This window comes from Thalassoglobus sp., assembly GCF_048270125.1.
GTDB lineage: Bacteria > Planctomycetota > Planctomycetia > Planctomycetales > Planctomycetaceae > Thalassoglobus.
This window is the reverse complement of sequence record NZ_JBLWTN010000029.1, coordinates 1-19,356: the sequence shown is the minus strand read 5'-3', so window position 1 is coordinate 19,356 and position 19,356 is coordinate 1. Positions and strand designations below refer to the sequence as shown.

Genomic DNA, 19,356 nt, shown 5'->3' with positions numbered 1-19,356 from the left:
CCCGTGAAGAACGCGTTTTACCAGTGAAATTGCTGTTCGCCACGAGGCAGAGGGCGAATAGCAATTCGAAAAATCTTACAAAGGTTCAGGCTCGCTTCTGTCCAAAACTTTCATGAGCAGAAGCGAGCGTTTCTCAACTTCATCAGCTTCTTCGGTCTTTCCAGTTTCTCGGAGAAGATTCGCCAGCGAATTGAGTATGTCCGGGCGGAAAGGCTGAATTTCAGAGGCTTTTCTGAAGTGCTGAATCGCCTCTTCCTTGTTGATCCCCTGCATGCACAGCCCGAGCAAATAGGTATCGTCTGACGATCGTCTCAGCTTTTGAAGTTCCAGTAAGGGCTCAATCGCCAGAGTCGGTCTCTGTTCTCGATACGCAAGCAGAGCCTGCACGAGAAGTGCATTGACCTTCGACTTCGGCGAGCTCGACGGCAGGCTGTCACTGCTTAGAGCGTACCTCAAACTGACTCGCGGGTCTTGATCCATAAGAACCTGAGCGAGAGCCGCCTGAACATCCCCATCTCCAGGATGGGCTCGATTGTATTTGTTGAGCCGCTGCACCGCAGAAGAAAAGTATTGACGAAACGCAGCTTCAGATGGCTGTGCCGGTGCAACTTCCAGGTAAGCCAGACCAAGATTTCGATCTTCAAGTGCTTGACTGGAAGTCGCAGGTGCTTGATGTGGTTTTAATCGGGAGACCTGGGGCTGCTCAACTGCTGCCACGTTCACATCGGAATCGTCGTGAATTCCAACGCGATGGTGCGTGAAGGCGATGTGAGGGATATCGGTTTCGCTTTGCGGCATGTGACAGGTTGTACAATTGTCTGACTTGAGCACTCGCTGTTCGTGATCCTCTGCGAGACCACAAGAATCGACTTGATGGCATGTCAGACATTTGTTTCGAAAGAAACTCGCCTTCTCAACAGGAGGCGGAGCGTGCATATCATGGCAGGTCGTGCAAGTGAAGGTTTCCGCTTGCGTGTAGCAACGGCTGAGCCTCATCTGTTCGACATGTCCCACTACCGACATCTGGGCGTTCTTCGAATCAAAGAAATAGTCGATCCGATTCGACGCAAGGTCTTGCCCCGGACGAAATCGTTCCGGACTTTGTCCCGGGAGAAAAGTTGTCGCCTGTCCTCTGAGGTGACACTGAGCACAAATGTCTTCTGAGAGTTTTCGAGACAGCTTACCGGGGTGAACAATGTGATTATCTGGATGATCACTGTGGGTCGCTTCAAGTGGTTTCGCTTCAAGAAGTTGATCGCCTTGAGCCTGTGCAAGGTCAACATGGTCTCCGCCGGCACCGTGGCACCTTTCACACCCGATGGAAAGTTCGTGAAACTTCAGCCGATGCAAGCTCCCGGCAACTCGCTCTACATTCCCGGCATGACACACAACGCAACCGACATCAGCAGCCCGTTCAAAACTGACTGGAGACTCGACATCATAACCGGGCGAAACGCTCCAGCGTTTTTTCGACTCATACCAGGTGACAGGAGATTCCATCAGAAACCCGTCAGCCTCGACCAGATACGATCTGGAGTGTTTCCCCGAACCGATCAGATACTTCAACGGATGCTCTGCCTGAGCAATGACTTCGCCATCGGCAATCAATTCGTCCCGGTGATAAAGTTTTCCATCCTTACGAAAGATTGAAAATGTGTGCTGCGATTTATCATGCACAAATTCTCCATCTGCGGGTTCAGCATCTGGATCGACAATCGAGAGCGACTGGCTGTGAGCGCTGAGCGAGTACGTGTCGAATTGCTCCTGATGACAGGTTGCACAAACCTGACTCCCGACAAACTTTTCCTGCGGAATCGGAGCTGGAGCAACAGCTTTCGTCTCAACAGGCGATTCCGTATGCGACTCATTTTTTGAAGAAGAGTCCTTTTCCGGAGGAGGTTGTTGGACACACCCGCTCAGTGCCATTGTCGTAACAATGGCAAGAAGAGTCCGCCAGCTTCGAGAGGACTCTCGTGCGTTTTGCCTCAGGATAGAGTTTTGCCTCAGCATAGAACGGTGCAGCGAGGGCTCGGTTTCTCGGTCTGACGGGAGGGCAGGCTCAATAGTCATGATTGCACCGTTTGAATTCCTTCGCTCTAACAAGACATGACCATGGGATCAAAATCCGAGTAATACAGTAACGATTAAAGTAGTCCAGCTGTGGTGTGCGTGAGAGATGTTCGTGCTTCTTGCACCCGTGAAGAATGCGCTTCATCAATAAAATCGCTGTTCGCCACGAGGCAGAACCTGCAAACCAATTCGAAAGATACTCTAAGCAGGTCAGGTCGCTGTTATCATATCAACACATGAGTCGGCATATGCCATTCACCTCACTTTGGATTCAATTTTGACACTTGTTTTTTGCCCCCATCAATCCACCGAAACAACTCGGCCATGATTCATCGGGGACGTGATACGAACAGTCCAGCGCTGACCACTCTCGTCCGATTTGATCAGCGAAAAGATGCGTTCAGCTTCTGACTCGTCTTTTGCAAAAATGCTGACTGTCGGCCCCCAGGAAGATTGAGCAATAGCTCGTACCCCCTGCTCTGAAAGCCGATTGACGAAAGGCTCCATCTCCGGGTGCGAGTAGTCTCCCCCTTGTGTCGACGAGAAAAATTCTCCGACCAGTTCCCCATAAGCACGAATCGCTTTAGAGAATGACTCGAAGTCGGAATGTTTGAGCGATGGCAGGATTTCAGTCAGCGTCAACCGCGACAACTCCCCGGTTCTCGCCTGGCTCATCGGTGAGAGTTTTGCGAACGTCAAGGTTTCATCATCACCATGCATGCCCGTGGTTTCTTCCGGAGTCACCAGCAGAATTCTCCAGTCCTCCGGGAAATCATAGCGGCAGGCAATTTGCCCGATTACTTCTTCCTGCCGGTGACCTGCATCGACCAGAAATCCGCCTTCCATATACCCATGCAATCCAATCGAGGACCGCTGACCACGCCGAGAGTAACTTGCCAGCCGCTGGGCGGTGAGCTCCGTCTCCCCGTGGAGAATCCCCATTGCCTCGGAGAGTGCCATTCCAAGTTGAGTCCCCGATCCAAGCCCGACATGACCCGGAATTGATTCAACAAGCTCGAAAGCAATCGGCTTCCACTCCGGACAGTTAGCTTGGATTCTGGCGAGAAGGCCTGCTGCTTGCTCCTGAGATGGCTCTCCATCGCTGTCACTCAGCTTTGCAACGAGTAAAAAACCGGGATTTTTGACCATCATCCCGATCCCTCCGAAATGTCTTCCGCGTTCGGGGCGATGAGAAAGTGGGCCGAAATGAAGTCGGCAGCCGGTTTGAATACGAACAGTCTGTACAGGCATGCAATAGGTCTATCGTGTCCGTGGTGGAGTCTGTCTGATATGACGCATTATCGATGCCACGATTCTGAAGAACAGGCTCTCGAAGTGCAATCCCGGGAAGCTGAGCGAACTCATCCGACTTCGCATCAGAGATCGACCTGATCTCGCATTGATGGATCCCCTCCCCGGCTTGTTGCTCAGAACGGACTTCAGTGATATGAAGATGCAAACTTAGAGCACCTTTCGAATTGGTGCACAGGTTCTGCCTCGTGGCGAACAGCAATTTTACTAGAGAAATGCGTTCTTCACGGGCACATGGGAGAGCAAACTGCTCTAGTAGAACTTCGGGACCTTGCGCAGACGGCGAAGATTGCCCCACTGGCGAACTCTGCGACACCGCGCGACCAGAAAAGACTGAAGTTCTCCGCCATTAATTCAAAAACGCGACGACCCTGCGATTTTCAAAAGAGGATTTGCTTTAGAGCCTGTTTTTTGTTCTAATTCTAGGAAATATATTTTCGGTCGTGAGTTTGTGATGATTCCAACCATTCGAAGTCGGTCTCTACCTTCTTGAAGAATACGGTTACGGCTCTTCTACGATACATCGCCCGAGTTCGTGATTGGGATCGTTACTTTGCTTTTTGCGTCATTGTTAGGCTTTCAGCCATACTGGCTACTGTTTTCGCTGATACTGTTACCATTGCTACAGTTACCATTACTTGCGTTGTCATCTCGGCGTCTCTCCTCAACTTTGATTGCGGGCTTCGCTTCGGATGAAACCTCTTCAATGTGCCTTTCCGCTCGGACAAGGTGGCAGCAATCGAATTCGAATCGCGCAGAGAAGTCCCAACCCTTATTTTCTGTACTGGGTTGGTGATGGCTGCGATTTTGCTTTATGAAGTCTTGCCTCAATTGAATGATGAGGCCTCATTTCTGATTGTCTCGGAAACCGTCGATTGCTCACCGAGAATGAACATCAATTATACCCTGGAGAAATAATGTTTCGATGCCAATTGTGTGAGACGGTGGTCCCAGCGGGGACTCGATCTTCAAAAATTATTCTGGTAACTCGGGATAAAACTTACAATGAGCGAGGGGGCAGCAGCCAAGCCGCACGCGGCGGATTTCGAGGACGCGGCGCACGACGAAGTAGCCCCAAAAAAGACTTCGACAAGGGTGGTTCAGGTCAGGAAATTGTTCGGGAAGCAACCGTTTGCCCAGCCTGTGCCGAGAATCATCAACGGGAACTTGAAAGAGAATCACTGAATACAAATGAAGGCGCTGAATAGTCTCAGCCCCGTTTGTGTAACTTCCGGCTCAACGACGTGGAGCCACGACTTTTTATTTTTGGAGAGTACTGAAATGGCCACTGGTCGCATCCGTAAACTAACTGACAAAGGTTTTGGATTTATCGAAACAGACAAGGGAGATCTTTTCTTTCACATGTCTGCACTAGAAGGTGTTCGCTTTGAAGACCTGTCCGAAGGACAAGAAGTTGAATTCGAGCGTGGGCAAGGTCCTAAAGGGCCACGCGCTGAGAACGTCAACGTCGCTGGCTAATGTTTCGACATTTCCAGTCAGTTTCTGAACAGTTTTGCGAGCCCTCTGATGCGAGAGGAACCTCTCCAATAGACTTCTCTGGAACCCGTGCAACAAGGCCACTCTCACGACCTGAGAGCCCTGCACTCGGTCCCAGACTCGCTCAAAACATTCAGTAAAAGTTGAGCCTCACGGCTCATGCAGTCAGTTTTTAGAACCACTAGCAAAACAGCGAAAATCGTCTCCACACTGGATGCACGGCCATTTGTTTAGATATTGCTAGAGCGAATTCATATCAGATTGCGAAATCAGGAGGCCGGTCAACTTGACCGGCCTCCTTTTATTTTGCTTCCGCACAACAAGCATTAAAAATGCCCTAGCTGCCAGTCACTCCCTTGCGAATGCGATCCCCGATTTCCTTGTCGACGTTGCACCAGTATTCGAACGCGCGCTCTAGAACTGGCTCAGAGACGCCTGCCTTAAGATGACCGACGACGTTGGAGACCAGTCGCTCGCGCTGCTCATCGTCCATGACCTCACGCACCAGAATGCCGGCCTGACCAAAGTCGTCATCGTCCTTGCGAAGCGTATAGGCAGCCCGCGTGAACTCACCATCGGCCGACCAGGTTGCGGACTCGGGATAGCGTTCGCCATCCGCCTTTGGACCACCCTTCGAGTTTGGAGCGTAAACCGGGTCGCTGACGTTATCAATCCGCATCTGTCCATCTTTACTGTAACTGTGGACGGGACTCTGTGGTCGATTGACGGGGATTTGCTTGTAATTCACCCCGAGACGATGCCGGTGTGAGTCGGCATAGGCAAACATGCGACCAAGCAGCATTTTGTCAGGACTAATGCCGATCCCCGGCACCAGATTGTTCGGTTCAAATGCAGCCTGCTCGATCTCCGTATGGAAGTCAGTCGGATTTCTGTTGAGGGTTAATCGCCCGACATCATGGAGTGGATAGTCGCCGTGCGGCCAGACCTTGGTCAGATCAAATGGATTCAGGCGGTATGTCTTGGCTTCCTCGAACGGCATGATTTGAACTTTGAGCGACCAGGTGGGATACTCACCCCGTTTGATGGCATCGAAGAGATCTCGCCGGTGATAATCGCCGTCTGTACCGGCAAGCCGGTCCGCCTCATCCTGTGTCAGATAGTCGACCCCTTGATCGGTTTTGAAGTGGTACTTCACCCAGAACCGCTCACCACTGGCGTTCACCCACATGTAGGTGTGGCTCGAATAGCCGTTCATCTGCCGCCAATTCTTCGGAATCCCACGGTCCCCCATCAGCCAGGTGACCTGATGTGCCGACTCGGGTGACAACGTCCAGAAATCCCATTGCATATCGTGGTCGCGGAGACCACTATCGGCACGTCGTTTTTGAGATCGAATAAAGTGCTGAAACTTCAAAGGATCGCGAAGGAAAAACACAGGCGTGTTATTCCCAACCATGTCATAGTTGCCCTCGCTGGTATAGAACTTCAACGCGAAGCCCCGCGGATCACGCCATGTATCGGGGCTTCCTCGCTCGCCAGCAACTGTGGAAAAGCGAATCAGCGTGTCGGTCTTCGTCCCCGGCTGAAACAGAGCCGCCTTGGTATAGGCGCTCACATCATTGGTCACCTCGAAGTGCCCAAACGCGCCGGAGCCCTTCGCATGAGGTTGCCGTTCTGGAATCCGCTCCCGATTGAAGTTGGCCATCTGTTCAATCAGGTAATGATCGTGCAGTAAGATCGGACCATCGGGACCAACAGTCAGCGAGTGCTCGTCGCTGGAAACAGGGCCCCCTGCGTCAGTCGTTGTCGGCTTCGAATCGTGTTCGTTCATGAAGACGCTCCTGTTTATGTGCAGAAAACTGTAGAGTCCGGCTCACATTATTGAACATCAATCCGCGCACAGATGCAAGGAACGAACACGTCTTCGCATGGAAAGCATGAGAGGGAGATTGACGTGGGTGTGATGCGAAATGTGTTCATGCCAATGCAGAATGCATAAATACAGAGCAATGTGCGTTCACACTTTCAGGCACTCTCACCCGGGGCACTTACTCCTGCACGAACGACCTGACTGGATTGAGAACTCGCCGACAGCGGCTGCACGTATATCGTTTACAGACTGGTCTGGATCAACGAAGATGTGAGGCGTCTATTAATTTAATGAGTCGGAAATGCCTCAGAGTCGTGAATCGGAAGAGCGTCATAGCTCGCAACAAAAAACTGAAAGCCCTGCGCCGATCAGGAATCTGGCTGGCTCTTTGCAACAGAAAGTCGTATCAGGCTGGAGACGGCTGGCTTACCTTGCAGTGAGCGGAATCTTCTTTCTTTTTGCGGTGATCGGAATATTGTTGCCCGGGATTCCAACAACCCCTTTTCTTCTGGTGACCAGTTACTTTCTCGTCCGTTGCTCTCCGAAATTGAACGAGAAGTTGCTGAACTCAAAATACTTCGGGCCAATTCTGGATGACTGGCAGACTCGCGGAGTCGTGCGCCGAGACGTGAAGGTTCAAGCAATCGCTGCCGTCGTCATTGCAGTCAGCCTGTCGCTGTACTTCGGGAACCTCTCGCTGATCCCCTCGCTCTCAATCCTCGCCATTGCAGCACTGGGCATCACGGTCGTATTGAGACTCCCTGAACCAAATTCTTGATCATGAGAGCCTCCCTGACCCAACATACAGACGGCCTTCAGTTTAATCGACATGAGCATTCCGGCGAGAGGCATGTCAATATGCCTGATCACCTTAAACAACCACGCGAAATTCATTCAATCATTTATTGTCGATAATGAACGGAGCTGGAAAACCTTATTGAAAGGTTTTGTCTTTTCATGCCGGAAAACTGCGATGTAAAGTGCGTGGTCTGTCGGAGTCAGGTAATAAGGGACAACGTCCTCCGGTAAATGCGAGCTGAGATCCTCCCAGTTCCCGGTCTCGAAATCTCGCCACGTTTTATAACGAATCAATTTGTGTTCGTTGCAGTCCTGGCCTCCAGCATATGTGGGACAGAAATATGAAGTGGCATACCAGTAACCTCCGAAGTAGTCGACATCATTGAGAACCAGGCCAGTTGTTTTCCAACTGCCTGCCGGGGCATCTTTTTTCTTTCCGAAACTCTTGTGGATTGTGTATTCCTGTTTGTTGAAATCGTCGATTTCGATCACAACCCCTCGACTCGAACCAATGACGTAGAGTTTCTCTTTTGCAATCGTCAATGCGCGCGAGTAACCAAGATGTTCCGAAAGGTCCAGCTCCGTCGCCTTTTCGTCCAGTGATTTGAATCGAAACAGGCGACCGTTATTCGGATTGAGAGCGAAGAGCCATCCAGTCTTCGGGTCTACAACAATGTCATGAGGTCGATCCAACTGAGTTCCCGCTAGTGAGTGAACGCCGCTCCCCCACTCCTTTCCAGCTGGATCACGAAACGTCCGCAATTGATGATTACCGGTATCCGTCACATAGAACAATTGGTCCGCTCTGTTGAAGGCGACAGAATGAGCATCCCGCAAACCTTTCAGGGGAGACTCTTGAAATGGCATCCCGGGATCTTTGCGATAGAACAACCGGGTTCCGGATGTCACGATTTCGGTTTTACCGCTCACCAGCAGGTGTGTGCAGGCCGGAAATGAGATGGCTTGCGGAGCATATTCCTCAACGACAACCTCACCGGCATGACACAGGGCGATTTGCCCGAAGGCTCCAATAGAGAGAATCAGAATAAGCAACCGATGAAACAGCATCACTTTACGCCCTTCCTGAAATGCTCAACAATTCCCGACAACGACCGGGATATTCTGCCCACCCTTTCGACAGGGATAATGCTCTGTCAATCAGAACATGACCGGCAGCATAACACTCAAACTCAATGAAAACGACTTTGCCGTAAGGGAACTCATCGCGATCACAAAGCGACTTCTGCCGTGAGTGTTTACACTTCAATGAGCTGATCCTAATGAATTATTATTGATACCTGATCACTTGCATCGTAAATTCCACGAATGCATTACCTCATGGAAATAATACTTCAAAAAAGTATTTTATTGACTTGAACGGCCATATTTTATTGCTATGACTTACAACAAATGATTAGCGTGGTCATTCAGTATCACCCGGACGGCGATAGCATGTATTGTTAATTGTTAAAACTGGCTTACCGCTGCATGGAAGACTCATTTCTCAGGGTGATCAAAAACACCTGAGATCGGTTGTTTTAGACCGTGCGTTCAGCCTCTGTCTTTCATCTTCGTTACTCCTGAAGGGATATTCAATGCTTCGTTTCAATTCTAATGCACTCGTTTTTCTGACAGCCTTGATTGTTTCTACAACGTTCGTTGCGAGTGTTTCGGCACAAGAGAGTGCCCCAGCTGCAAAGTCAAATACCCAAAATCGGCTCCCGTTTTATTTCGGGAAACTTGGTGTCACCAATTCTCAACGGCAGCAGCTGTACTCTGTTCAGGGAGCCTATGAGAGCAAGCTCGAAGCACTTCGAAATGAGATGAAAGCTCTTCTGAAAAAACGGGACGCTGAAATGGAGCAGTTACTCACCCCCGGGCAGAAATTACGCCTTCAGGAATTAAAAACACAAACCGTGAAGGATGCCAAAAAAGGACAACAGCCAGCCCCCAAGGAAGAGGCGAAAGAAGAATAGGTATTCGAAGACGGAGTCAGTGTCAGCGATGATTTGGGAGAAAGAGCGTACGATTCTCGGCATGATCGTGAGCCCGACTCTCCCAACAAATCCTTGAATCGCAAGTCATTCGTTAAGCAAACGCAGGTTGTGGGATCACACCGGTCGTCGTATAATCGACCATTGATATCGCAATGAAACTCATTGTGTATTTGTCCTACCGAAATGTTGTTGACGTTTCACTTTCATTCACTCCCCAGTTCCTGAGGATGTGCGAGGTCGATTCGATTCACGTCGAGTTCCTCATCGCGCAGCCTGAAACATTCTGTCATGCCCACAAACCACTTTGCCGTTGCCGCCTGCTGTCTGTTAGGGAGCCTGATTGGATCGGTCTCCCTGGCTGATGAGTCTGAGGTTCTTTTTGAACGAGACATTCAACCGATCTTCACTAAAAGCTGCGGGAAGTGTCATTCAGAAAAAGTTCGTAAGGGTGGGCTGAACGCCTCGTCGATGGCGGGTTTGGTCAAAGGAGGAGAATCGGGAGAATCTGCCATTGCAGATTCAGTCGACGAAAGCATGTTGTGGATCATGCTCGATGGTGGTGGGATGCCGCCAGAGGATCAACCGCAACTGACTCAGCAAGAGCTCGAAAAAATTCGGCTCTGGCTTTCGCAGGGAGCAAAGTCCGAACGTCCTGTTTCTATTGAAGAAGAAAAACTTTCGCAGCATGATGTGCTGCCGATTCTTCATCTTCGATGTGTCTCGTGCCATGGTGCACAGCGACAAGATGGCAAGCTCGATCTGCGAAGCCCCGAATCGATCCTCAAGGGGGGCGAGAGTGGCCCCGCACTGATTGCCGGCAAGCCGGATGAAAGCTTGATGATTCAGCGGGTCGAAAGCGAAGCTTGCCCACCACATCGACTGTTGCTCAAGTTTTTTGTTAGACGTCCGCCAAATTCTGAGCTTGAAAAACTGAAAGAATGGATCTCGGCAGGCGCGCCAGTCCTCGATATCAAACCGGACATCGCCACTCGAGAACCTGATCTTCTGGTGACGGATGAGGACCGACAGCACTGGGCGTTTCAAACACCAGAGGTCAATTCGGATAAAAATTCAGTCGACGATTTCATCTTGTCGAAGCTGAAAGAGAATCAGCTCACGTTCTCACCTGAAGCAGACCGGTCAACACTCATTCGACGTGCGTACATCGATTTAATTGGAATCCCACCGAGTGTTGCAGAGTGGGAGAAATGGCGAACATCGTCAGCGGTCGACTGGTATCAGCAAATGATTGAGGAACTACTGGCATCTCCGCATTATGGAGAACGCTGGGGGCGTTACTGGCTGGATGTCGCGGGCTACGCTGATTCTGAAGGAGGCGTTTCCGCTGATCCGATTCGCCCGGTGGCCTGGAAGTACCGGGATTATGTTGTCCGTTCGTTCAATGAAGACAAGCCGTATGATCGCTTTTTGCTTGAGCAAATCGCGGGTGATGAATTGCTCGACGCCGAGCGGGCTTCAGTTGTGACTGAAGAGATGGTGAACAACTTAATCGCCACCGGATTTCTTCGCATGGGAATCGACCAGACAGGTTCCCGGACGATGAATTATGTTCCCGAACGTATTGGTGTGATTAGTGACGCCATTCAAGTTCTGGGATCGGGAGTCATGGGCCTGACAATGGGCTGCGCGCGTTGTCACTCACATAAATACGACCCTATTCCGCATCGGGATTACTATCGCTTCAAAGCAATCTTCAAGGGAGCCTTTGATGAACATGACTGGCTCAGCTTCAAGAATCGCAAACTCGATATTGCAACGCAGGAACACCTTGAGCGGATTCAGGCCGTCAACCCTCAAGTTTTGAAGGAACTGAAATCACTTCAAAATGAACTGAAGAAAGCGACAGCTGCCGCACAAATCGCGGTGCTAAAGTCCCATCATCCCGAACAGTCTGAAGCTGATCGCACAGCGACGCTGGCAGCTTTAAAGATCGCTGACAATAACCGCACGCTCCCCCAGCGAATTCTCGTCGAGAAACTGATTCGTGCCGATTTACTTCCGGATGAGGAACAACCAGAAGCGGTCTTAGCTGCCCGCTTGAAAACCCAACAGCTTGAAAAAGAGATTCAGTTAGTGCAGTCAAAGTTGGTGCCCCCAGCAACGATTCGTGCGCTCTGGGATCGAGGTCAACCGACGCCGACTTACGTTCTGTTACGAGGTGAACACAACAATCCCGGAACATTCGTGGGACCGGGGGTTCCGTCGGTATTGACGGACGGTCAAACACCGTTTGAATACGCACCTCCATTTCCGGACGGAACTCCGAAAACTGGTCAGCGACTTGCCTTTGCACGCTGGCTCACTCAACCAGATCATCCGTTAACAGCAAGGGTGATGGTCAACCGGATTTGGTATCACCATTTCGGAACAGGAATCGTCGCGTCACTGGATAACTTTGGTAAGAAAGGAGAGCGGCCTTCGCACCCGGAACTGCTCGACTGGTTGGCTGTTGAGTTCATGCAACGTGGCTGGAGCATCAAGGAGATGCACCGTTTAATTATGAATTCTCAAACGTATCGCCAAGCAAGCCGTGTGACTGAGCAACACCTGGAGCGCGACCCGTCAAATATCCTGCTTTCCCGAATGCCTATGCGAAGAATGAACGCTGAAGCACTACGAGATTCCACTCTGTTTATTTCGGGGAAACTCGACTTCTCACCCGGCGGCCCCCCTGATTCCGTATCGATCGATCGCGATGGTTTAGTCAGTGCGAATCCAACCTCAACGGGCGGCTGGCGACGAAGCTTGTATGTCCAATACCGCCGCACCGAAATTCCGACCATGATGGAAACGTTCGACTACCCGGAGATGGGCCCGAATTGCGTCTCCCGGACAGTTTCGATTGTCTCGCCACAATCCCTGATGCTGATGAACAACAGCCGAGTTTATGAACTTTCACAAATCCTCGCAAAACGAGTCCGCGATGAACTGCCAGGCTCGGATAAAGATAATCTCGAAAAACAGATTGAGCATGTTTACGAGTTAATGTTGTCTCGCCGCCCAACGGATCAGGAAAAACAGGTCGGAATCGAGGCAATCAAAGAGTTACAAATGCTATCAGAATCGGACGGAGAAGCTCCGCAGCCGTTAGAAACATACTGCCACACGATTTTAAATTCCGCAGCCTTTTTGTACATCGATTAGTGATTTGTGACCAGGAGTGATTCGTCAGGCGCTAGCAAGGGTAAAACCCCATTTATTTTCAGACGCTGTTACCCTGAATGAGTGGCTTGATCGAACTTCTTCTTTTTGCCTGCGGCAACAGAGGTCGCGATAGGATTTCGGATGACGACTCAGCATACACGACGAGATTTCTTTTCCCGCACGAGCGATGGGCTCCTTGGCGCAGCGTTAACGCATCTCTTTTGTCAGGATTTCTTTGGAGGGCAGTCCGCACTCGCCAAAGAGAAAGAGCATCCCCCAGCGAATACGGTTCACACCCTGGGCCCGAAGCCAACGCATCACCCTGCGAGTGCAACGTCTGTTATTCAACTCTTTATGAATGGCGGACCCAGCCAGATGGACCTGTTTGATCCGAAACCGGTCCTGAACAAGTATGACGGCAAACCGTTCCCGGGAAGCGTCGAAGAGCTTGGCAACACCAGCACAGCCGAAGTCGGCGTGGTCATGGGGGGCCAGTACAAGATGGCTCAGCATGGAGAATCCGGGCACTGGTTTGCGGACATCTTACCGCACACAGCGAAGATGGCCGACGATCTCTGCATGATCCACTCGATGTGGACCGACCACCCGAATCATGACAACGCCTTGTACAAAATTCATAGTGGCCGACTCTTCATGGGCTATCCAACTCTCGGAGCCTGGACCACTTACGGACTCGGAACCGAAAATCAAAACTTGCCAGCGTACGTTGTCTTGAACGATCCACTCGGGATGCCGAAGAACGGGACTCGAAACTGGACAGCAGGCTTTTTACCACCCTTATATCAGGGAACACGGCTACGACCGACCGGATCTCCGATTCTCAACTTGAAACAACAATACGATCAATCGACTGCAGTGACTGAATCAGCGACCAGATTGCTGAACCGGCTTGATGAAATTCACCGGACTCAGCGGCCTCATACTCCTGAACTTGATGCACGCATTGCTTCCTACGGACTGGCAGCCAGGATGCAAATGTCTGCCAGTGAAGCACTCGATTTGAATCGTGAAACCGCACAAACATTGTCGATGTACGGAGTCGGAGAGAAAACAACTGATTCCTACGCGCGGCGTTGCTTACTCGCGAGAAGATTGGTCGAACGGGGGGTCCGCTTCGTGCAGATTTTCCTTGAAGAACAACCTTGGGACAGCCACGTCGACCTCGCTTCAAACCATAGGGGAGCTTGCGAACGGACCGACAAACCGGTGGCAGCGTTGCTTCGCGATCTGAAGCAGCGAGGGCTGCTTGATTCAACTCTTGTGATCTGGGGAGGAGAATTTGGACGAACCCCGACTTCACAGAAAGCAGGAGATGTCTTTACTGGCCGGGATCACAACATGCAGGCCTTTACTTCATGGATGGCAGGTGGAGGGGTGAAGCCGGGAATGCGTTACGGAACCACCGATGAATTCGGGCATAGTGTTGTCGAAGGTCCAGTCAGTGTTCACGATTTTCACGCAACGATCCTGCACCTGCTCGGCCTGCACCATCAGGAACTCTTCTACATGCGTAGTGGTTTGGAAGAACGCCTCACAGGGTTCGAGCCACCACGTGTCGTCGAGGAGATCATTGCGTGAACAAATACGAAATCAGTCGACGAGAACTCATCTCCAGCACCGCGACAATTGGAGCAGCTTCGATATTTTTCCCAACGCTGAATCTCTCTGCCGAGGACACAAAAGAATTGAAAATTGTTGACACCAATGCCAGTCTTTTCCAATGGCCGTTTCGTAGATTGCCGCTCGACAGGACAGAGACTCTCGTCAACAAATATCGCGAATTGGGTCTCACAGAAATTTGGGCCGGAAGCTATGAAGCTTTGCTGCATCGCGACCTTGTCGGAGTCAACGAGCGGCTCGCTGAGGAATGTCGACAAACTCCCGAGTTGATAGCCATCGGCGAAATTAATCCCGCCCTTCCCGGTTGGGAACGTGATTTCGAACTGTGTGTCCAGAAGCACAACATGCCGGGAGTGCGTGTTCATCCAAACTACCATGGATACAAACTTGATGACCCGAACTTTCTCAAACTGCTGAAGCTGGCAACCGAAGCTGAAAGGTTCGTTCAAATCGCAGTGGCGATGGAAGATGCAAGAACTCAGCATCCGCTGGTTGCAGTCCCCGATGTCGATCTCGCTCCGCTGCCGGGAGTCTTACTAGGTTTTCCCGATGCCAAAATTCAGATTCTCAACTGGAAACCTCGCGGAGCGATCACTTCGCAACTTCTTCAGCATCGGGGAATTTTTCTTGACGTCGCGCGCGTTGATTCTACCGATGGCATCGCCAAGCTGATCCGCGAAGCTCCTGAAAACCGCATTCTCTTCGGAACGCATGCTCCGTTTCTAATCCCCGAAGCAGCCATGATCCGTGTTGCAGAATCAAAATTGAATGAGAAAGAACTTCGTTCGCTGCTTTCGGGAGCCGCACAAAGTTTGAACCGAAAAGTGCTCTGAAACTTCGCAAGATATTCAACTCTGAAACACAATCATGACCGACGTCACGAATTCGCTCCTCAGGCACACAAACCTTCTTGATCCGGAGCAGCTGAAGAAATACCGCATCTGGGATTCGTATTTCACCCCGTCTCATTCGCATCCCGGAGCAGATGGGCGCAGCCGATTGATCGCAGAGATCGAGCGAACACTGCCAACTATTGAGCTCGCGCACATCGAAAAACTTTGCTACTTCGCGCATGTTGGGGTTGGAACAACGGCTGACAAAGATCTGGAAGTATTACTTCGTTCGAATCCCGGCGTCGTTCTTGGACCGCTTCAAAAATGGCCGGACTTGCTCCTCGGAATGATTCAACTCAACCCGAATGATGTCCCGGCTTCACTCGATGCCATCAACCGCTGGCTGGCCGATGGCCCCATGCTGGGTGTTTACTTCCCCGGAGGTGGTCCGGGATCGCTGGCTTGTTCACATCCCAATTTCGATAAGCTGATTCCGCGAATTCACGAATTGAATGGTGTGATCATGCAGCACACCTGGTATGTCACCGGTGGAAAGCCGGGGCCGGGAATTTCGACACCTGCTGAACTCGCAACGCTCGCGGCGAGATACCCAGAGCAGAAATTTCTTTGCGCCCACGCTGGTGGGGAATGGGAGAAAGGAATTCGAGCGATACAGGCTTCACCGAACGTACTCATCGAAACATCCGGATTCGATGCGACAGCCGGTTTTATCGAAATGGCAGAGCGAGACTTGGGCCCCAAGCGAGTCATCTTTGGCAGCCATCTCCCCTCACGGTCACTCGGCACGGAACTTAGTAAAGTCATCGCTGCCAAGATTCCAGAGCGAAGCAAACGATTGATGCTCGGAGAAAATTATCGCCAACTGGTTTCTCGAACAACACATTAACCACGTGGGCACTCATGACTCTGGCGAAGTAGTACGGGACCATTGTCCCGTCTGTTTCGCCCGGGACAATGGTCCCGGGCTACTTACTGATGACTTTTCAGCATCGCGGCGATTCCCATTCCACCTCCGATGCAAAGCGAACCAATTGCACAGGTCGAGTTTCCGTTGGAAATCTTCCAGGCCAGATGAGACAGCAGTCGTGCTCCACTGACAGCTAACGGGTGACCAATGGCGATGGCTCCTCCTTCGCTGTTGAAGTCGATCAGGTGTCCGGACGAGGTGGAAACCTTTCGGTCGATTGCATCCAGATCGATATTCAACTCAAGTTGATGCAGACAGGCCAAAGTCTGAGCTGCGAACGCTTCGTTGATTTCGAGAGTGTCGATTTCATTCCAGTTGCTGTTGGTGCGTTGTTGCAACTTGGAAATGGCATGGACCGGGCCGAGTCCCATGCGCTCTGGTTCACAGCCAACAACGACGCCGTCGACCCATTCGGCGAGGATTGGCCAGTTCTGCTCCATAGCAAATTCACGTTCAGCGAGAAGCAACATCGCAGCTCCGTCATTAATGCCGGATGCATTGCCCGCTGTGATTGTTCCATCTTTTCTGAAGACGGTTCTCAACTCGCTTAACTGTTCCCTCGTAACCTCCGGACGCGGATGCTGATCGGCAATGAGGGAATCCATCGGGACCACTTCGTCTGAGTACTTCGCTTCGTTCGCTGCAACTCCAAACAGATGTTGGCTTCGCTGTGCGAACGCATCTTGCTGCTCACGAGAGAGATAAAACTCCGTCGCCAATTCTTCTGCCTGCATTCCCATGTGATGATCGGAAAAACTATCGACGAGCCCATCCCTCTGCATGGAATCGATGATTTTCTCGAAATCAGGCTCCTGCTTCTTCCCCGGTCTTTTGACGATCAACGGCGATTGAGACATCGACTCCGCCCCCCCCGCAAGAACCACGTTTGCGTCACCAGCTCGGATTGTTTGCACTGCCTGCAAAGCAGTTTGCATTCCCGATCCGCACATCATGTTGACAGTCTGCGCGGGAGTGCTGATCGGTAAGCCAAGCTGAACTCCGACCTGACGTGCGATGTTCATCCCATGTCCGGCAGAGAGCACATTCCCCAGAATAACCTGGTCGACCAGTTGGCGGTCGATGCCATTCAAGGCTGCCTGCCCCGCTGCGACGGCCAGATCAACCGGCGATTGGTCCGCAAGTGCACCGAGTAATCTCCCAAATGGTGTTCGCTTGGCACTGACAATCACGACTCGCTTCATAGTGTTACTCATTGCTGATTTTCATGACGCCGACAGATCGGATAATTGGTTCAAATTCCATTTGATCGACAACATCTTTTTGGATATCAATTCCTGGAGCGACTTCGATGAGCTCAATCCCTTCGGGTCGCATTCGGAAGACGGCTCGTTCGGTCACGAAAAGGATATCGCGTTTGGCCTCTCGTGCTACAGGACCGCTGAAGGAGACTTGCTGGACTTGCTGGACGAATTTGGCGATGCGGCCTTCGCTGAGGATTCGAAGTTGAGAATCTTCGAATTCCACTTCCAGCCCACCTGTTGTCAATGTTCCGCAAAAGACGAGTCGTCGTGCATTTTGCGAGATGTTGACAAATCCTCCGACGCCAGCGAATCGAGAACCAAATCGGGAGACGTTCACGTTTCCGTTTTGATCCACCTGAGCTGCCCCCAGGGCTGCGAAATCGAGACCGCCTCCATCGTAGAAGTCAAACTGTGCGGGTTGATCGATGATCGCTTCCGGGTGCCGTGAAGCTCCGAAACTGAGACCGCCAGCGGGAGCACCTCCGAAGGGACCACTCTCGACAGTTAAAGTCACGGAAGAAAGAATTCCTCGCTGACTTGCCACCTCAGCAATTCCTTCGGGTAAACCGATCCCAAGGTTCGCAATCGCCCCCGGTTGAAGCTCATCGCAAGCACGCATCGCGATGACCCTGCGGGCATCCACCGCAAAAGAGTCCTTTTCCAAGGATTGATCGCTGGTCTGAGCGCGAGTATGGAAGGGGTTACAAAAATCGGCATTGAATGGTTCTGCGAAGGTTTGCCAATGTTCATCTTCCTCAGCCAGGACGATCGATGTGACAAGTCGCCCGGGGACTGCAACTCGCTGAGGAGCTGCTGGCTTTTCTAATAATTTTTTCACTTGAGCGATGACGATCCCTCCATGGTTGTGGGCAGCTTGAGCGATGGGAAGCACATCACCGATCACAGCTTCGTCATCCATGACCAAGTTTCCATAAGGATCGGCAGCCGTCGCACGAATCATCCCCACATGTATCGGGAAGCTGTGATAAAACATCCACTCCTGACCTCGCAGCGTGACGCGTTCAACCAGATCCTCGGTCGTTCGGTCATTCAGTTTTCCACCGCAGTTCTGCGGATCAATAAACGTCCCCAGCCCGACACGTGAAATCGATCCAGGTCGTCCGGCAGCGATGTCCCGATAAAGATGGCAAATCACCCCCTGTGGAAAGTTATAGGCTTCAATCTCGCCAGCCAGTGCCATCTCGCCCAGTCGCGGGCAAAGCCCCCAATGTCCACCGATCACTCGTTTTAAAAGTCCGGGATGAGCAAGATGATTCAGTCCGCGAGTTTTTCCATCACCCTGCCCGGCGGCATATACCAGCGTCAGCCCGAGCGGTTTGCGATGCTTGAGGAACTTCTGTTCAAGAGCGACAGTTAATGACTCTGGATGCCCTGCTCCGACAAAACCACCGCAGGCTATTGTTGTCCCATCCTGAATTTGATCCACAGCCTCTTGAGCTGAACAGAGCTTGGCGTTCAGCGAAGTCAATTCGGTTTTGGAAGAAGTCATTCAACAACTCTGCTCATCGGTCATGTTCCGGAACGTTCCGGGAGGAAACGGAACATTATCATAGAGTCATCCGACCGAAGAGGGGAGTCGAGAAAGATTCCAGAGCAGCTTGCTCTACCCAGCCCCTGTGCAGAACGCGATTCACCAGCAAAATTGCTGCTCCCTACAATGTAGAGCGCGAACATCAGTTCGGAAAATGGCGGGGTGGACTTGTCTAGAACGGATTGCGTGCCACGGTCTCTGCGAGCCGTGCGAGTGCAGATGCAACACTCTACGATATCGAGACGTACATCAACAGTAAAAGCGATCACTCCGCACCGCACGGTTGGCACAACCGTGGCACGAAAGATTCATCATGATCAGGGCCACTCTGCCAAGACGATAATTGGACATCAAAGAATCGTAATAATTTGCAGCGACCAGTTGACAGTGGAACCAAGACAGAAAGCCTCT

At 51.4% G+C, this 19,356-nt stretch carries 14 protein-coding genes; 8 read left to right on the top strand and 6 right to left on the bottom strand.

The window, feature by feature from the left end; genetic code table 11:
- Positions 1–75: 75 nt before the first annotated feature.
- Together ACN0YR_RS21415 and ACN0YR_RS21410 are read right to left on the bottom strand one after the other, a co-directional pair.
- Complete coding sequence (locus tag ACN0YR_RS21415) at positions 76–1,926, bottom strand: multiheme c-type cytochrome (RefSeq protein ID WP_417851253.1); 1,851 nt, start codon at positions 1,924–1,926, stop codon at positions 76–78.
- Positions 1,927–2,370: 444 nt separating this feature from the next.
- A complete protein-coding gene (locus ACN0YR_RS21410) occupies positions 2,371–3,321 on the bottom strand; it encodes a hypothetical protein (RefSeq protein ID WP_417851252.1) in 951 nt (316 codons plus the stop codon).
- Between the two features lie 977 nt (positions 3,322–4,298).
- On the opposite strand from ACN0YR_RS21410, the gene ACN0YR_RS21405 reads away from it, so the two are divergent.
- Positions 4,299–4,589, top strand: a complete 291-nt coding sequence (locus ACN0YR_RS21405) for a hypothetical protein (protein WP_417851251.1) — start codon at positions 4,299–4,301, stop codon at positions 4,587–4,589.
- Positions 4,590–4,662: 73 nt separating this feature from the next.
- Complete coding sequence (locus ACN0YR_RS21400) at positions 4,663–4,860, top strand: cold-shock protein (protein WP_145204965.1); 198 nt, start codon at positions 4,663–4,665, stop codon at positions 4,858–4,860.
- Between the two features lie 355 nt (positions 4,861–5,215).
- Here the strand turns inward: ACN0YR_RS21400 and ACN0YR_RS21395 are convergent, their stop codons facing one another.
- Entirely contained in the window at positions 5,216–6,670 is a 1,455-nt protein-coding gene (locus ACN0YR_RS21395; protein ID WP_417851250.1) for a catalase, read from the bottom strand.
- A gap of 340 nt (positions 6,671–7,010) precedes the next feature.
- Between ACN0YR_RS21395 and ACN0YR_RS21390 the strand changes: the two genes are divergently transcribed.
- On the top strand, positions 7,011–7,487 hold the full coding sequence (locus ACN0YR_RS21390; RefSeq protein WP_417851249.1) for a YbaN family protein: 477 nt from the start codon (positions 7,011–7,013) through the stop codon (positions 7,485–7,487).
- Positions 7,488–7,603: 116 nt separating this feature from the next.
- Here ACN0YR_RS21390 and ACN0YR_RS21385 read toward each other — a convergent pair whose 3' ends face one another.
- Positions 7,604–8,575, bottom strand: a complete 972-nt coding sequence (locus ACN0YR_RS21385) for a hypothetical protein (protein WP_417851292.1) — start codon at positions 8,573–8,575, stop codon at positions 7,604–7,606.
- Positions 8,576–9,102: 527 nt separating this feature from the next.
- Between ACN0YR_RS21385 and ACN0YR_RS21380 the strand changes: the two genes are divergently transcribed.
- From ACN0YR_RS21380 to ACN0YR_RS21360, 5 genes are all read left to right on the top strand, one after another.
- On the top strand, positions 9,103–9,483 hold the full coding sequence (locus tag ACN0YR_RS21380; protein ID WP_417851248.1) for a hypothetical protein: 381 nt from the start codon (positions 9,103–9,105) through the stop codon (positions 9,481–9,483).
- 309 nt (positions 9,484–9,792) lie between these two features.
- On the top strand, positions 9,793–12,669 hold the full coding sequence (locus ACN0YR_RS21375) for a PSD1 and planctomycete cytochrome C domain-containing protein (protein WP_417851247.1): 2,877 nt from the start codon (positions 9,793–9,795) through the stop codon (positions 12,667–12,669).
- Positions 12,670–12,810: 141 nt separating this feature from the next.
- Positions 12,811–14,268: a DUF1501 domain-containing protein gene (locus ACN0YR_RS21370; protein ID WP_417851246.1), complete on the top strand. Its 1,458-nt coding sequence runs from the start codon at positions 12,811–12,813 to the stop codon at positions 14,266–14,268.
- Entirely contained in the window at positions 14,265–15,143 is an 879-nt protein-coding gene (locus ACN0YR_RS21365) for an amidohydrolase family protein (RefSeq protein ID WP_417851245.1), read from the top strand. The genes ACN0YR_RS21370 and ACN0YR_RS21365 overlap by 4 nt, the downstream gene beginning before the upstream one ends.
- Before the next feature lie 34 nt (positions 15,144–15,177).
- Positions 15,178–16,050 (top strand): amidohydrolase family protein, encoded by an 873-nt coding sequence (locus tag ACN0YR_RS21360; RefSeq protein WP_417851244.1) that lies wholly within the window; start codon positions 15,178–15,180, stop codon positions 16,048–16,050.
- 83 nt (positions 16,051–16,133) lie between these two features.
- Here the strand turns inward: ACN0YR_RS21360 and ACN0YR_RS21355 are convergent, their stop codons facing one another.
- Together ACN0YR_RS21355 and ACN0YR_RS21350 are read right to left on the bottom strand one after the other, a co-directional pair.
- On the bottom strand, positions 16,134–17,345 hold the full coding sequence (locus tag ACN0YR_RS21355; RefSeq protein ID WP_417851243.1) for a thiolase family protein: 1,212 nt from the start codon (positions 17,343–17,345) through the stop codon (positions 16,134–16,136).
- Positions 17,338–18,903 (bottom strand): acyl CoA:acetate/3-ketoacid CoA transferase, encoded by a 1,566-nt coding sequence (locus tag ACN0YR_RS21350; RefSeq protein ID WP_417851242.1) that lies wholly within the window; start codon positions 18,901–18,903, stop codon positions 17,338–17,340. Before ACN0YR_RS21350 ends, ACN0YR_RS21355 begins: the two co-directional genes overlap by 8 nt.
- Positions 18,904–19,356 lie beyond the last annotated feature (453 nt).